Raw genomic sequence first — 14,289 nt, 5'->3', positions numbered from 1 at the left:
ACGAAGGACTCGGACTCGCGGTTCCCTTGACGCGTTAGCCCCGTCGGGTTTCGCCTCTTTGGGACGGCGGAAGAAGAACGCCTCCGCGTCCCGAAGATCTCAAGCCCGTGTGCTTCAGGCTGGAGCAGATGCGCAATATCGTGTGAATGCTTGAGGAAGCAGCCAGCCCTGGACTACCACCAGACTCGCGCACCGGGCTGCTGAAACAGCTCAATACGCATCACCACGCCCTTGACCAGCGTCGAGGCTGACAGCAACAACAACTCCAACTCCGCAAAGCAACTCAGCCACGCACTTCAATGCGCCGAGGAGTCACTCTCAGGCCATAGGCCTTACACACCTGCCGTCTAATTGCCTCAGTACCTATCGTCCACATTCAACTCGTAGGCACTGACCCAGACCACTCGCTCGGCTAACGCATCACTAAGAGAGTTGACGATCAGGCTCATCAACGTCTGCGTTGCCGAGGGGTCGATATACGGCACTCTGATAGTAATTTCACTTTGGCTCATGTCTAAGTCATCGCGAATACTGTCGATACAACCATCGAACACTTCGAACAATTGCGCGACTTCCACTTCCCTCAAATAGGGGTAGGCGAAGGCCAGCGTTATTCCGAAAGCGACATCCCTCAATCCTTCTTGGTCACAAGTCGTGGGTACGGAGAATCGAAGAGTCGGTCCTGCATTGACCGGTGGCGCTGATTGAATCTCATTAGCAGAAAGCGCCACGCGCCACGCACCCAACTTCTGTGTCCAGCTATCGCAAGCAAGAACAGCCGTGGAGACCTTCGAAGCTTCGTCAAGCGCCGATGCAACTCTAAGCAAGTCTTCCTTCAATCGCGGAATCATTCACAACCAATCTCAGCACTCGAGAGGTAGGGACTCGACAGGCGCCTTCAGCCAATATCAAGTCCTCCATTGAGTGATTGATAAATTGAATTCGAAGGCAGATCCAACGCACGCGATCACGCATCCAACCGGCTTCCTCGCTCACGCCCGCAAACTGAGAAACCATTGAGCGCGCTGAAGCGAGGGCGTCCAAAGCCTCAACAGTCAAGACTTTCAATGCATTTGCCTGATCGGCAACATGAGGAAAGCGAGTTGCTTTGTCTTGTGCAACTGACGGCAGATCGGCAGTCTGGAGTGACTCAACGAGTACATCCAAAGCAACCGCGAGCCTGGTCCACCAGATCGCCTGTTTCAAGTAGCCATCAGGGCAAACGGCCAGCGCATTGATTTCTTGAGCAGGGATCATTTCAACTCTGCTCTGCATCTCTTGGGACTGTTGCACGTCTACCTCCTTGAGAAGTCGTTCAATAGAGACTCTCATTGGCCCATCACCGAGTCCATGCTCGATGGGTGACAGTCGCATCACAGATCCATTCGCATTCAGCATGACGAACGTGCCACTTCTTTGATCGCTCTTGGCAGCTGGGGTGTTGGTCCTGCATTGAGTTGGCTTTGCGCCCACGGATGAAGAATCCAGCAAAATGGACCGGAACGTTGTCAGATCGAGAACCGTGGCGAGAGTGTCGCGACATCAGTATCGTGATCCAAGCTCAATCCAAGTGACTCTTCACGTCGCACTTGCGCGCACGGAGCGATGCGATCCAAGTCTTCGACAAGGTAGTTAATGAGTTGTATACGCTTGTGTACCCATTTCACAGTCTCGCGCACGCTGCGCGCTTCCTCTCGCCGACCGGCCAATCGAGTCACGAGCATCCGTGCTGATCCGATCGCCTGGAGGGCCTCGCTCTCCATCTCCTCAAGCGCAAGTGCTTGATCAGATAGGTACGGCACGTGCTCGGAGAAGTACCTTGCCAATTCGCGTAGGCGGGACTCAATTACTGCCTCTGCCAGGCTATCGAGAGCCGCCGCCAACCTTGTCCACCAGATGGCCTGTTGCGTGTATTCATGCGGAGACATTGCCAAGGCGCGGATGTCCTCTGTCGGAATTGCTTCCGCGATCAATTGAAAATCCTTCGATTGACTCACAAGACCTCCTCACTTGAAGCGCTAGAGGATTCCAGATTTCCACACACGTGACTTTCAAACGATGCGCGGAGCGTGACAGCTATGTCACAGAATGATTCGGACTGGATCTGCCAGTCTGGAATGGGGACTCGAGCCTCGAGCCGAGGTTTAATGAGGCATGGCTCGAACAATCATGGTGGTTGAAGATGACGCTGCTATTCGAATGGTGCTCAAGGCTCACTTGACGGACGAGGGTCATGACGTTCTTGAATGCTCTAACGCAGAACAAGCGCTGGTCCTGTTGGTCGATGAGCATCCCGATGTCATCCTGATAGACATGCGTCTTCCGGGTATCCACGGCTTGGATCTTGTGCGCAGCGTGCGAGGCACTAGCCAAGTGCCGATCATTATCGTCTCGGCGCAGACGGATAGCCATGACGTGGTTGCTGGCATGGAGGCGGGTGCCGATGACTACGTCACAAAGCCTTTTGTGGCAAAGGAACTCATGGCCCGCATTCGTCGCCAGGTTCGAAGAGGCGAACCAGCTAATTCAGACCTGCCAGGTCTGAAATGTGGACCGCTTGAATTGCGACCGGCGACAGGTCAGGCGCTACTTGGATCACAACAACTCGCGCTCTCTCGCATCGAATTTGACGTCTTAGCAGAACTCATGAGCGCACGCGGACGTGTGTTAAGTCGCGACGAGTTGCTGCGCGACGTGTGGGGCTACAGCAGCATGGGTGATGGCCGAATAGTGGACAGTCTGATCTATCGACTGCGCGGCAAAATCGAATCCGATGCCACAAATCCTCAACTTCTGCTCACGGTTCGAGGATTCGGCTATCGAATGGGGTTCACCAAATGACTCCCCCGTGGGGTCTGCGTTGAAGTTGGGACTACGAGCGCGGGTAGCAGTTGCCTTGGCTCTTGTGTCTCTAGTCGTGGCAGGAGCCGTAGCAGGCAGCACGTATGTATTTGCGCGCTGGTTCCTGCTTGATCAACGCGAGTCCGCAGCGATCACGCGGGCAGTCTTGGACGCTCGCGCAGTAAACGCAGCGCTTGACGGTGGAACTTCGCCATCCAAGACTCTTGAACTCGTGCCTTCGGTTGGCACCTCACAGCCGATGATCCACACTTCCGAAGGATGGTTCACAGCATCTGTCGGCGTGCCCCCGAGCGCCTTTCCCGCCGCCTTCCTCAGCTTGGCCGCAGCGCAGGGCGCACGGCAGCGAATCGATGTCGCGGGCGATCCGTACTACGTCGTCGGATTACCACTGACGTCCGGCACGTACATTGAAGTGTTCACGCTGCGAGAACTAGACCAGACGCTCCGACTGGCAGGCTCAGCACTGATACTCATGAGTCTCTTCGCCGCTGCTGTGGGCGCCGCCTTTGGAGCTACTACAGCTGGCAGAGTCTTGATACCGGTGCGAAATCTAGGCTTTGGTGCCCAACGAATCGCAGGTGGGGAACTCGATACACGCATTGATCTCAACGGGGACTCAGACCTAGATCCAATTGCGCGATCATTCAACGCCATGGCTGAGGCTGTGCAGCAACGTATTTCTCGCGAGCAGAGATTCACTGCAAACGTGAGTCACGAGTTGCGCTCGCCCGTGACATCAATCGTCGGCACTGCCGAAGTGCTTGAGCGTCACGCAGATCACTTGTCCAATGAAGATGCGCCAATGATTGCCATTTTGGGCGAGCAAGCGCGAAGAATGTCGCAAACTCTCGTTGATCTCATGGAAATCAGCCGTCTAGACAGGGGCTATCCACTGTCACTGGAGAGCGTCGATGTCACACAGTTGTGCCGCGAAGTGGCTGCTCGACAAGACGTAGATCCCCATATTGTTGATGGTTCCCAAGTGCGCGTACTCACAGACGGTAGGCGCGTTGAGCAGATCATCCGAAATCTGATCGAGAATGCGCAACGCCACGGCAAAGGCGCAACCCAGATCACCGTTCGAAATTCCCCTGAACACATTGAGATTGCCGTCGAAGATGCCGGACCCGGTATCGCATCTTTCGATCGCGCACGACTGTTCGAGCCCTTCGCTCGAGGCGACAATGTGGAGAGCGCCACCGGCGCAGGACTCGGACTTGCAATTGTTCGCGAGCAAACTGAGGCCCTGGGCGGAACGGTCGTGATAGGCACCTCGGCGTTGGGTGGAGCGAAGTTCACGGTTTCTCTGCCGCTGCGAGACTCAGGTCATGAATAGTCTACGCAGCGTAAGACAAGCGAGCGTTCTTGCACTGGGTGGCTTGCTCCTTCTTGCAGCGTGTGGAGTCCCGAAGCAAGAGAATCCCGAACCCTTGCCAGCAGGTGCGCTACCGGGTCCGGTGGCTTCTACTCCTGCGGCAGCACCCAGTGCCGATGTCGTCCAGCGTGGCTTGTGGTTTACGCGCGAGGATGGCCTTGTCCCAGTGGCACTTCGCTTGCCACGGCCCGTTTCCGCCGACGATGTGCTGGAGGCACTCGTGACCGGGCCTTCCCAAGCAGAATTGGGCTCAGGACTGCGAACGATTGCCCGAGATCCATTGACCGGCCAAGCCATGATCTCTCTCCTGGAGGCTGAACCTCGCGACGCGACTAATTCATCTCCCAGGGTTGCCAAGGTATCGGTGAATTCAGCATTCAATGCGTTACCACCTGCGGATCAACTCCTTTTACTGGGTCAGGTCGTGCTGAGTCTGAGCGATGCCGGATGGCAGCGAGTTCAATTTCTCGATGAAGTCGGGTCGGAGTTGTCTGTGCCGTTGCCCAATGGACGTGTGCTTGTCGGCAATGCCGAAGCTTCAGACTTTCGGACCCTCGTCCTTTAACGGCCCGCGGGACTTCGCATTCAGTGAACCAGCGCGAATGAGGATCCGTCCTCGCAGCTTGCGAAGCTCGATGCAACTTCGCTCTGCATGAAGTCAATGAGAAAGCCCTCGGTTTCTCTCACGCTACTTCCAATATCGGTCACTCGGCGCGCTCAAGAGCTTGGGCCGCTTTCTATTGAATCCCCATTGTGGTGAACTGAATCCATGGAACACGAGGCCTCCCTGCAGAGTCGAATCGTGTTTGGCGACGATCACTCGGCCGGAGCAGATATCGCATGGAAGTGGATCACTGCACACGAATGGCCTGCGTGGGATCTCGACATTGTCTACGTAACACCTCCGGATCCGAGCCTTGTATCTTTGGTCACCTCGGACTCCTTGCGCGAAGTGCAGCCCGAACACCCTCGGACGATTCCAAAGTCATCCGGATTGAAAGAGGTCCGATACCTGACTGCAGCAGGAGACCCCCGAATCGTGCTCAGCGAGGGCCTCGGAGTTGGCCTGACGGTTATCGGAGCTCGCGGGAGCGGAATCATGAAGGCGCTCCATCTGGGCAGCACTGCTGAGTGGCTGGCGAAGTCTCCAAATGCACCCGTTGTCATCGCACGGCGCTCGGCACGGATACATTCGATCCTCGCGTGTGTTGATGGTTCCACTCATTCGGATGCCGCCATCGCTGCACTCGCCAGGATGCCTTGGATCGCCGCGACGCACGTGACTGTGCTCGCCGTTGATCACGATTTGGATTGGGATTGGGATTCGCAAGTGCCATCCTTGCGTGAGAAGGCTGAATACTCTGCGCGGATATTGCGTGACTGTGGCGCAAGAGTGTCAGTGAAGGTCCTGCTCGCTGATCCGGCAGTGTCGCGACTCAACGCCAAGTACTCGATCTTCGACGTGATCGATTCATTGGCCCCGGATCTGGTATCCCTGGGCACAAAGGGGCGCCGGGGTCTATCTCGTGCGCTGATGGGATCGATTGCAGGTGCCGTCACTCAGTACGCGGAATGCTCCGTGCTACTGGCCCATGACCACACAAGCGACTTCGACGGCGACAATAACAGTGCGATCAAGCAGTGGAGCCCAACGCCTTGATCCGTCACAGTTGCCCGAGGTTAGGGCTTCCGACAAGGTTGAACCATGGATCCCAATGACCTAGTAGTCACACTCACGGATCCCATCTGGATCCTCATCGCATTTGCTGCGGGTCTCCTGGGTCGCGCCATTGGTCTGCCACCTCTGGTGGGGTACCTCGCCGCCGGCTTGACCCTGCATGCATTCGGTGCTGAAACAGGTGCCCTTCTCAATCAGATCGCCGATGTCGGCATCATCTTGCTGCTCTTCAGTGTCGGACTCAAGCTCAATCTGAAATCTCTCTTCAAGGCCGAGATCTGGGTTGTCGGAACCCTTGAAGTCACGCTGGCCACCCTGGGCTTCACCGGTGTGATCTGGCTGCTCGCATTCACTCAGACGGGCCCCTTTTCGGGCTTGGATCTGCGTGCTGCGCTACTGCTGGGCATAGCGCTGTCATTCTCAAGCACGGTCTTCGCAGTGAAAGTTCTCGAGGACCGGGGCGCGGCATCGAGCAGACACGGAAAACTGGCGATTGGGGTGCTCGTTCTGCAGGACTTCATTGCCGTCATCATCCTGGCCGCATCGGCGCAGGTGTGGCCAAGTATTTGGGCTCTAGCTCTGGTCCTGCTCATTCCTGCACGTCCACTTCTCGTCCGCGTGATGAACAGCAGCGGACATGGAGAGCTGCTCCTGCTGTTTGGGGTCGCAGCAGCCCTTTCCGGCAGCGCACTCTTCGATGCAGTCGGCATCAAGGGAGCCGTAGGAGCACTTGCTGCCGGACTCCTGCTTTCAAACACAGAGAAGGCCGATGAGCTCAGCAAGAACATGCTGGGCTTGAAGGACGTTTTTCTCGTGGGCTTCTTTCTCAGCGTCGGGATGACAGAGTTCCCAAGTGGGTTCGGCATCGCCATCGCAGTGGCGCTGATCTTGATACTGCCGCTCAAGGCTCTGCTCTATTTCCTACTGTTCTCCATGCGGTTCCTGCGAGCACGCACCTCTTGGCAGGCGAGTCTGGATCTCGCTAACTACAGTGAATTTGGCTTGATCTTGCTCGTTGCCGCGGCTGGCGTGGGCTGGGTTCCATCGACATGGATCGCAGTTTTGGCCTTGGCAATCATCGGGTCGTTTGCGATCTCCGCGCCTGTCGCTGAGCGAGGGGACGTGTTCTACCGGCACGTGCGGCCGAGTCTGAAACGCCACGAGCGAGCTCGACGACTACCAGGCGATGAAGATCTTCACATGCTCGACATCGACTACGTGGTCTTCGGTATGGGCCGCATTGGCTCGCATGCCTACAGTGCACTCAACGCTCAATACCCTGGCCGGGTGCTCGGCGTTGACATGGACAGTGCTCGGATAGCAAAGGCTCAGGCGCACAAGCAGACGTGCGTTGTGGGAGACGCCACCGATCCCGAGTTCTGGTCGAGGACCGATGGGCTCTTTGAACATCTGTCGTGGGTCTTGCTCACTATGTCTTCACACGAAGCCAATGTGGCAGCTGTCGAATTGCTGAGGGAACGCGGCTTCGTTGGCAAGATCGCCGCAACATCGACCTTCCCCGACGATGCGCAGGACCTCCGCAACCTTGGAGTGGATCTCGCTTTCGATGTGTATGCGGAAGCCGGGGCCGGATTCGCCGCCCACCTGTCACAGCGCATCGCCGATGACTGACCGGCAACTCAAGCCCCGTTGAGCGACGGGCAACAGGCATGAGCTCACAATTACAGGGATTTCTGCGATACGTCGATCTCTTGGCACGCGCTGCGATTCCGATTGGTTTTCCAACACCGAATCCACCCACCAAGTGCAGGTATCGCAGTGCTCGTGGCATCCCTCATCGCAGGAGCCATCGCCGCAATCATTCTGCTTTCCAGGAATCGGCGCTGCGCGAAACTATCGGCAGACTTGGACTAGCACTCCAACGGTCGGCAACCCACCTCCAAGGAAGTCGGAGGTGAAGCCTTAAACCTCCGCCTTCTGGACGGTGCCGCGCACCTCACAGACCGCAGCCAGTGTGTTGTAAACGGTCCCGAACTTCTTCAGGTTGCGGTGCATCACTTCGAGTTGATGCTCGCTTGCATCGCTGTCTACCTGCATCTCGTAGGTGACACCTACGAATATGGGTGGACTGTCTTGCCTACGCGCACGAACCTCCACCCTTGCGCTGCGATAGGTGATGCCCAGGAGGATGCTGGACCGCTCAAGGTTCTTCATCAGGCATGCGGCGAATGCCGAGGCAAGCAACTCGGCCGGTCCAGGCAAACTGGAAGGAGCCTCTGAGCCCCAACGCGCATCCATATGCACAACCTGATCACCAGCATGCAGTTCTGCAGTGCCTCCTGCGAGGCACTGACCTCGCACCGTGTACTCATACGGAGCTTGACTCATGTCGGCAGCCTTTCACGTCGATGCTGCACACACGGAGTTTCAACTCACGCAGCCGTCGCCTTGGTGGCGAAGTAGCGGCGGCGCAGCCACAGCGATACATACACCAGCCCTACAAGTGCCGGAACCTCGATGAGTGGGCCGATGACACCGGTGAGCGCTTGTCCAGACGTAACGCCCCACACACCGATGCTGACAGCGATGGCCAGTTCGAAATTGTTGCCAGCCGCTGTGAATGCCAGGGTCGCGGTCTTGGGGTACCCGAGGCGGCTGCGCGCTCCTGCCAAGAAGGACACTCCCCACATGATGGCGAAGTAGCACAGCAGCGGAATTGCGATTCGAACGACCGATGCCGCATCAGAGGTGATCGCGTCTCCCTGCAACGCGAACATCACGACGATGGTGAACAGCAGCCCGTAGAGCGCGAAGGGAGAAATGAACGGGATGAACCTGTGCTCATACCAATCCCTGCCCTTGGTACGCAGACCAATGCGTCGAGTCAGGTAGCCCGCGACGAGGGGAATGCCCAGGAAGATGAGGACGGCTTTGGTTATCTCCCAGGTGGAGAACTGGATGTCTTCGGTGTCCAAGCCCAGCCAGCCGGGAAGGATCTTCAAATAGAAGGTGCCAAGGAGGGCGTAGGCCAGAATCTGGAATACCGAGTTGATGGCAACCAAGAGCGCGGCCGCCTCTCGATCACCACAGGCAAGGTCGTTCCAGATGAGCACCATCGCGATGCATCGGGCCAGGCCGATGACGATCAGGCCAGTGCGGAACTCCGGGTAGTCGGCCAGGAACACCCAAGCCAGGGTGAACATCAGCAACGGACCAATGACCCAGTTGAGCAGCAGCGAAAGCCACAGGAGCCTGCGGTCTCCGGTGACGTGGCCCATCTCCTCGTATCGCACCTTCGCGAGCACGGGATACATCATCAGAAGCAGGCCAAGCGCGATCGGCAACGATGTCTGACCCACGCTGACGGCATCAAGTGCCGACTGCGCTGACGGCACCAGGCGTCCAAGCAGCAGGCCACCGGCCATCGCCACCAGGATCCATACGGGAAGGAATCGGTCCAGCAGCGAGAGCTTGGCAAGGACCGCATCCTCACCGGGTGCGGCGTGCGGAAAGGCATGATGGTTCGGCATGAGTGCCGTCCTAGAAGTTCGCAGGTGCTAGCGGACATGACGCATACGCAAGGTAGCGCTAGGCGAGGCCGACGAGGTTGCCGGTCAGGCGCGCCCGAAGTGCACAAGCACGCCCCGGCGGTTCTTTCGTCCGCGCTTGGCGTTGTGTACTGCCCGAACTCAGCCGAGCAGAACGTCCAGACTCACGAGCAGTGCCTCAACCCGAGATTTGATTTCATTGCGAATCGGGCGAACATCGTCAACCGTGAGGCCATTTGGATCTGTGAGCTCCCAGTCTTCGTAACGCTTGCCCGGAAAGACAGGGCAGGCATCTCCACAGCCCATCGTGACCACCACATCGGCTGCCCGTACCTCTTCATCTGTCCACGGCTTTGGATATTCGCCTGAGATATCGATCCCGATTTCTGCCATGGCACCAATCGCGGCCGGATTGACCTCACTGCCCGGCTCAGATCCGCCGGACCAACCAATAGCTCGGTCTCCCGCGAGGGCGCGAAAGTAGCCAAGTGCCATTTGAGAACGCCCGGCGTTGTGGGTGCACAAGAAGAGAACGATTGGACGATGATCATCACTCTTGCCCTCGACGCGCGCCAAGGCCGTGAGGCGATCACGTGCAAACCTTTCAGCAAACAGCGCCAAGTAGGTGTCATTCGTCAAGCGAGAGGCAATGTCGTCATAGGAAGTGATGAGGAAACGCTCGATCGTCTCAGTTGAGAACATGCCAGCGAAATGCTTTTGCAGCAACAGAGCAGATGATCGCAAAGTCATCAACTGCATGAGAGGTATGTCGTCGCGAAACGGACTGTCTGTCATGAAACTCTCCTCTTAGGTGGTCGATAGGAAACGCGTGGTGCCAATTCGTCGATACGACTGGTGATTTCTTCCAAGGCAGCAGCGAACGCCGCGTCAGTGTCGATTCTTGAGGGATCGGGGATTGACCAATGAAAATGCGGCTGATCAAGATTCGGCAGGTGCTCGTTCACCGCATCACACACCGAAATGACAATGTCGTCATCGCGCAAGATCGTGTCAATTGACTGCGGGGTCTTGTTGGGGATGTCCAAGCCGGCTCGCTTGGCCGTAGAGAGAGCGCGCGGGTTGATGGCCGATGCAGGTTGGGAGCCAGCCGAAGCACTCGGCACATCGCTCACCTGACGCCAGGCAGCCTCGGCAAGAATCGAACGTGCCGAATTGTGCGTGCACACAAAGACAACCCGTGGGGCTTGCAAGGGCGTCGGCTTTGGAAGAAGCGATGCCAGTGCCGACTGATCCAGCTGCACGTACGTCCGGCGACGATCGTTCTGTGAATCGGTCCTCTTGATGAGCCCAGCCTCCTGCAGGACCTTGAGATGGTGGGCAAGCAGATTGCCGGTGATGCCCACGGCCGCGGCCAGCTGATCAGGTGAGCGATCTCCTTCGGCCAGCATGTCGACAATCGACAAGCGGATCGGGTCACCTAACGCGGCGAGCACACGAACCCGGACGAGCACTGCATCAGAGGGCTCGACTGCGGATTTTACTTCAATGGCCATTGACTCAATAATGGCTGATGTATTGTGCGCCTGTCAAGCATCCCGTCCGCAACTGAAAGGTCACGATGATTCACGGTCTCAGCAAGCGTGCAGTTGGCGAATTCATCGGCACGGCGATGCTGGTAGCTGCTGTAGTTGGCTCGGGAATCATGGGCACATTGCTCAGCGAAAACCTCGCCTTGACGCTGCTGATCAATGCCGTGGCGACCGTGGCGGCCCTGGGCGTCCTCATCTGGGCTATCGGTCCAATCTCGGGCGCCCATTTCAATCCCGTCGTGACAGCTGTCGCGCTCGCGCGACGTGAGATGCCTCTGGGCGAAGGTGGCATCTACATCGGGGCGCAGGTCCTTGGCGCCCTGGCAGGCGTGGCCTTGGCGAACGTCATGTTTGATCTGCCGGCATTTGAGGCTTCAACGCATGTGCGTACTGGCATGCCGATCTGGTTGGGAGAGGTCGTTGCCACAGCAGGCCTTTTGCTGGTGATAGGTGCTCTCACGCGCACAGGTCGAGGTCACCTTGGAGCTGTTCTGGTGCCGGCCTGGATTGGGTCTGCCTACTTCTTCACTTCATCGACATCCTTCGCCAATCCCGCCGTGACTATCGGCCGTAGTCTGACCGACACCTTTTCAGGTATCGCCCCATCGAGCGTGGCTTTGTTCATCGTGTTTCAAATCATCGGCGCCATCATCGGTGCAGGCCTGACCGAGTTCTTCTACCCGCGTCGCGGCATACCTGAGCCTCTGGACCTTCCCGATCCGATCCACCACGGACCGAACGCACAAGCGTGATCACGGCCTTGTCAATGGAGACCCCTATGAACTCCCGACCATCAGTGCTGTTTGTCTGCGTCCACAACGCCGGACGCTCGCAGATGGCTGCCGCCTTCTTGACGCACCTGTCAAAGGGAAGCATCGAAGTGCGATCTGCGGGGTCTGCCCCCGCAGACACAGTGAATCCGGCAGTCGTTGCGGCAATGCGTGAAGTCGGAATAGACATCGCCGATGAAGTCCCAAAGGTGCTGACAGTGGATGCCGTGCGGGAATCCGATGTCGTGATCACGATGGGGTGTGGCGATGCCTGCCCGATCTTTCCGGGCAAGCGCTACGAGGACTGGGTGCTGCAGGACCCCGCTGGCCAGGGAGTTGCATCAGTGCGCCCGATACGCGATGAGATCAAAGCCCGCATTGCGAAGTTGGTCTCCGAGCTAGTGCCCAGTGCCTAACAACAGGTTGACGCCTCAACTGCATCAGATGTGGCCGGCGTGCAGCATGCACTTCCGCCGACCTGATTGATGATCATTGGCTCGAACACCAAGGCGTCCGTCAAGTCGTCAGTGATGGTGTAGATCTCCCACGGAGCACCGGCCGGATCATGCGCCCAGGTCTTGTCCTGTTCTGCGTAGCAGCACACAGTTCGATTGATGTCCGTGACTTCAACACCTTCACTGCTCAGTCGCTGGGCAGTTGCACTCACCGCGGCTGAATCTTCGACCTCAATGCCGAGGTGGTTCAAGGCGCCGGCGACACCTTCCCCGCGCTCCTCGGCGCTGGCTTGGATCAACACCAGTTTGAGCGGTGGTTCATTGATAGCAAAGTTCGCGTAGCCCGGACGACGCTTATGCGGAGTCGTATTGAACAGGCGTGAATAGAACTCAACGGAGGCTTCCAGGTCTGACACATTGAGCGCGAGCTGAACTCGGGACATGATCGTTTCCATTCCATAGACAAGCGTCGATGGATGAATTCTGCTGCATACATTGATAGGTGTCAATAGAGACAGGTATCGATATTTATCTGGACTTGTGGAAGGCTGCCCCTATGGCATCTCGAAAAACCGTCGATATCGCTTTGAGTTCTGCCCCCTGTTGCGAACCCGGCCTTGCAGCCCCACTCTCTCGAACCGAGGCCGACTCACTTGCGCAGTTGCTCAAGGCAGTAAGTGATCCCACGCGGCTGCAATTGCTCTCGATCATTCGATCCAGCCCGGACAACGAAGCCTGCGTGTGCGATCTGACAGAGCCGGTCGGGCTGTCACAACCCACGGTGAGCCATCACCTCAAGGTGCTGACCGATGCTGGGATTCTCCAGCGAGAACAGCGCGGAACCTGGGCCTGGTTCTCGATCGATCAATCACGTCTTGACGCTATTGCCCAAGCGATCAGCTGATTAGTTCTCTTCCCCTGGCGCAGCTGTCACCCTTAGGGGAACAAAGGTCTTGACACGGATCGGCTCAGGCATTGGTGTTAGTCCGAAGCTTTCAAGCGCCCCTTGCCCAGCGAGCCTGACCAGGTACTGCGCAAAGAGCAATGGCAGTGCTGAGCTTGAACCGGAGTCGCAAATCAGGAGATGCGCGTAGCCCTGCACCGGCCAGCCCACCAAGCCGGCTCCTTCGCCAAGCACGATCTTGGACGAGGCGAGATCGAAGTTGCCCGCGACCGGAAAGCCTCCGGTTGCAGCGCTTGCAAGAATGTCGCCTTCGGGTGTGACCGTCACGTTGGTGGCGCCCGACCCGACCTTGTAGAGCTGAATGTCATCTGAGGTGATGACCGTATCCACCTCTTGACCGTTGAGATCGGTTCCCTTGACCGGCAAGTTTGCCGATGCGATGCCATTGTTGACCGCCGTGAAGATCGGCAGGACAGCCAGTGTGCCCTCGGATGCAAGCATCTCGGCAAGCATCTCTTCTTGGTCAGCGAACTTCTTGCCGGCCTTCAACGTCGCGACAGGTCCTTGGGGCCAAGCGGCCGGATCCTGCTGCGAGATCCACGTGGTCATGGCCGTGACCGCGCCCTGGGGGGAGTCGATTGACACAAGGGAGAGTGGCGGCAGGCCGGACAGGTCAAAGTCGGGGTTGGCATCGGCGATCAGCGGGTCCTCCCAGGTAGTGACGGTGCCGTTGAGCACTCCCGCCGCTGCTTGGGGCGTGAAGACCAGTCCCTCCAGACCAAGGACGCTGTAGGCAATCGTCACTGGATAGGCGAAGGCCGGAATCGCAATGACCTTGTCAGCCGGGCACGATGCCGTCTTGAAGGCCAGCAGTTCGGCCGGGGTGGGGGCCTGCCCGAGCAATGCGATCGGCGCCTTCGTGCCAGCAGCTACTTCCGTGACCGTCTGATCTGGACACACTGACGCAAGTGCTGCGCCGACCGTGTCCATCGAACCTGTGAATTCCTGCGGTGTAGAGATGTCGACATTGCCGGTGCCACATTCGATGTTTGCCTCAGCACGTGCGGCGAGCACATCAGGTGGCATCGGTGGCGTGCAGGCACTGAGCAGTAGCGCACCTGCGCCGAATACAGCAGCGAGGACGATGCCTCGGATCTTCAACGAGTTCCGAGACATCGTCCTCACC

General features: G+C 57.8%; 17 protein-coding genes. 8 read left to right on the top strand and 9 right to left on the bottom strand.

Translation table 11 applies throughout. The features are described 5' to 3' along the window. Window positions 1–356: 356 nt before the first annotated feature. The 3 genes from Q8M73_04075 to Q8M73_04065 all read right to left on the bottom strand — a co-directional run bounded on the left by Q8M73_04075 (window position 357) and on the right by Q8M73_04065 (window position 1,997). Complete coding sequence (locus Q8M73_04075) at window positions 357–839, bottom strand: hypothetical protein (GenBank protein ID MDP2287726.1); 483 nt, start codon at window positions 837–839, stop codon at window positions 357–359. After that, on the bottom strand, window positions 820–1,293 hold the full coding sequence (locus Q8M73_04070; GenBank protein MDP2287725.1) for a hypothetical protein: 474 nt from the start codon (window positions 1,291–1,293) through the stop codon (window positions 820–822). The genes Q8M73_04075 and Q8M73_04070 overlap by 20 nt, the downstream gene beginning before the upstream one ends. Before the next feature lie 215 nt (window positions 1,294–1,508). Then, window positions 1,509–1,997 (bottom strand): hypothetical protein, encoded by a 489-nt coding sequence (locus Q8M73_04065; protein MDP2287724.1) that lies wholly within the window; start codon window positions 1,995–1,997, stop codon window positions 1,509–1,511. Between the two features lie 157 nt (window positions 1,998–2,154). Here Q8M73_04065 and Q8M73_04060 point away from each other — a divergent pair, with 157 nt between their 5' ends. The 5 genes from Q8M73_04060 (at window position 2,155) to Q8M73_04040 (ending at window position 7,547) form a co-directional block, all read left to right on the top strand. Next, window positions 2,155–2,841, top strand: a complete 687-nt coding sequence (locus tag Q8M73_04060) for a response regulator transcription factor (GenBank protein ID MDP2287723.1) — start codon at window positions 2,155–2,157, stop codon at window positions 2,839–2,841. Next, window positions 2,774–4,198: a HAMP domain-containing sensor histidine kinase gene (locus Q8M73_04055; protein MDP2287722.1), complete on the top strand. Its 1,425-nt coding sequence runs from the start codon at window positions 2,774–2,776 to the stop codon at window positions 4,196–4,198. The genes Q8M73_04060 and Q8M73_04055 overlap by 68 nt, the downstream gene beginning before the upstream one ends. A gap of 121 nt (window positions 4,199–4,319) precedes the next feature. Then, window positions 4,320–4,802, top strand: a complete 483-nt coding sequence (locus tag Q8M73_04050) for a hypothetical protein (protein ID MDP2287721.1) — start codon at window positions 4,320–4,322, stop codon at window positions 4,800–4,802. Between the two features lie 237 nt (window positions 4,803–5,039). Continuing rightward, on the top strand, window positions 5,040–5,897 hold the full coding sequence (locus tag Q8M73_04045; GenBank protein MDP2287720.1) for a universal stress protein: 858 nt from the start codon (window positions 5,040–5,042) through the stop codon (window positions 5,895–5,897). A gap of 45 nt (window positions 5,898–5,942) precedes the next feature. Beyond that, a complete protein-coding gene (locus Q8M73_04040) occupies window positions 5,943–7,547 on the top strand; it encodes a cation:proton antiporter (protein MDP2287719.1) in 1,605 nt (534 codons plus the stop codon). A gap of 291 nt (window positions 7,548–7,838) precedes the next feature. Here the strand turns inward: Q8M73_04040 and Q8M73_04035 are convergent, their stop codons facing one another. From Q8M73_04035 to Q8M73_04020, 4 genes are all read right to left on the bottom strand, one after another. Beyond that, window positions 7,839–8,264, bottom strand: coding sequence for an OsmC family protein (locus Q8M73_04035; protein ID MDP2287718.1), 426 nt, complete (start codon window positions 8,262–8,264; stop codon window positions 7,839–7,841). Between the two features lie 44 nt (window positions 8,265–8,308). Next, a complete protein-coding gene (gene arsB / locus Q8M73_04030) occupies window positions 8,309–9,406 on the bottom strand; it encodes an ACR3 family arsenite efflux transporter (protein MDP2287717.1) in 1,098 nt (365 codons plus the stop codon). A gap of 159 nt (window positions 9,407–9,565) precedes the next feature. Beyond that, on the bottom strand, window positions 9,566–10,219 hold the full coding sequence (locus Q8M73_04025) for an arsenate reductase ArsC (protein MDP2287716.1): 654 nt from the start codon (window positions 10,217–10,219) through the stop codon (window positions 9,566–9,568). Continuing rightward, the gene (locus Q8M73_04020) at window positions 10,216–10,938 is read right to left on the bottom strand and encodes a helix-turn-helix domain-containing protein (protein ID MDP2287715.1); all 723 of its coding nucleotides are present in this window, start codon (window positions 10,936–10,938) and stop codon (window positions 10,216–10,218) included. The genes Q8M73_04025 and Q8M73_04020 overlap by 4 nt, the downstream gene beginning before the upstream one ends. Window positions 10,939–11,003: 65 nt before the next feature. Here Q8M73_04020 and Q8M73_04015 point away from each other — a divergent pair, with 65 nt between their 5' ends. Next, window positions 11,004–11,726, top strand: a complete 723-nt coding sequence (locus Q8M73_04015; GenBank protein ID MDP2287714.1) for an MIP/aquaporin family protein — start codon at window positions 11,004–11,006, stop codon at window positions 11,724–11,726. 26 nt (window positions 11,727–11,752) lie between these two features. Then, a complete protein-coding gene (locus tag Q8M73_04010) occupies window positions 11,753–12,160 on the top strand; it encodes an arsenate reductase ArsC (protein MDP2287713.1) in 408 nt (135 codons plus the stop codon). Here the strand turns inward: Q8M73_04010 and Q8M73_04005 are convergent. Continuing rightward, window positions 12,157–12,642, bottom strand: coding sequence for an ArsI/CadI family heavy metal resistance metalloenzyme (locus Q8M73_04005; protein ID MDP2287712.1), 486 nt, complete (start codon window positions 12,640–12,642; stop codon window positions 12,157–12,159). The two genes, Q8M73_04010 and Q8M73_04005, sit on opposite strands and share 4 nt — an antisense overlap. A gap of 113 nt (window positions 12,643–12,755) precedes the next feature. Between Q8M73_04005 and Q8M73_04000 the strand changes: the two genes are divergently transcribed. Continuing rightward, window positions 12,756–13,103: a metalloregulator ArsR/SmtB family transcription factor gene (locus Q8M73_04000; protein ID MDP2287711.1), complete on the top strand. Its 348-nt coding sequence runs from the start codon at window positions 12,756–12,758 to the stop codon at window positions 13,101–13,103. Here the strand turns inward: Q8M73_04000 and Q8M73_03995 are convergent, their stop codons facing one another. Next, window positions 13,104–14,279: a hypothetical protein gene (locus Q8M73_03995; GenBank protein MDP2287710.1), complete on the bottom strand. Its 1,176-nt coding sequence runs from the start codon at window positions 14,277–14,279 to the stop codon at window positions 13,104–13,106. Window positions 14,280–14,289 lie beyond the last annotated feature (10 nt).

The sequence above is a fragment of the Actinomycetota bacterium genome (genome assembly GCA_030684515.1).
In the GTDB taxonomy this organism is placed as follows: Bacteria; Actinomycetota; Actinomycetes; order S36-B12; family S36-B12; genus UBA11398.
This window is presented reverse-complemented; position numbering and strand designations above follow the sequence as displayed.

Coding starts and splice junctions, on each gene's coding strand:
- Q8M73_04010 (MDP2287713.1), top strand. CDS start 11,753: ATGAACTCCCGACCATCAGTGCTGTTTGTCTGCGTCCACAACGCCGGA.
- Q8M73_04015 (MDP2287714.1), top strand. CDS start 11,004: ATGATTCACGGTCTCAGCAAGCGTGCAGTTGGCGAATTCATCGGCACG.
- Q8M73_04035 (MDP2287718.1), bottom strand. CDS start 8,264: ATGAGTCAAGCTCCGTATGAGTACACGGTGCGAGGTCAGTGCCTCGCA.
- arsB (MDP2287717.1), bottom strand. CDS start 9,406: ATGCCGAACCATCATGCCTTTCCGCACGCCGCACCCGGTGAGGATGCG.
- Q8M73_03995 (MDP2287710.1), bottom strand. CDS start 14,279: ATGTCTCGGAACTCGTTGAAGATCCGAGGCATCGTCCTCGCTGCTGTA.
- Q8M73_04025 (MDP2287716.1), bottom strand. CDS start 10,219: ATGACAGACAGTCCGTTTCGCGACGACATACCTCTCATGCAGTTGATG.
- Q8M73_04040 (MDP2287719.1), top strand. CDS start 5,943: ATGGATCCCAATGACCTAGTAGTCACACTCACGGATCCCATCTGGATC.
- Q8M73_04060 (MDP2287723.1), top strand. CDS start 2,155: ATGGCTCGAACAATCATGGTGGTTGAAGATGACGCTGCTATTCGAATG.
- Q8M73_04005 (MDP2287712.1), bottom strand. CDS start 12,642: ATGTCCCGAGTTCAGCTCGCGCTCAATGTGTCAGACCTGGAAGCCTCC.
- Q8M73_04000 (MDP2287711.1), top strand. CDS start 12,756: ATGGCATCTCGAAAAACCGTCGATATCGCTTTGAGTTCTGCCCCCTGT.
- Q8M73_04055 (MDP2287722.1), top strand. CDS start 2,774: ATGCCACAAATCCTCAACTTCTGCTCACGGTTCGAGGATTCGGCTATC.
- Q8M73_04020 (MDP2287715.1), bottom strand. CDS start 10,938: ATGGCCATTGAAGTAAAATCCGCAGTCGAGCCCTCTGATGCAGTGCTC.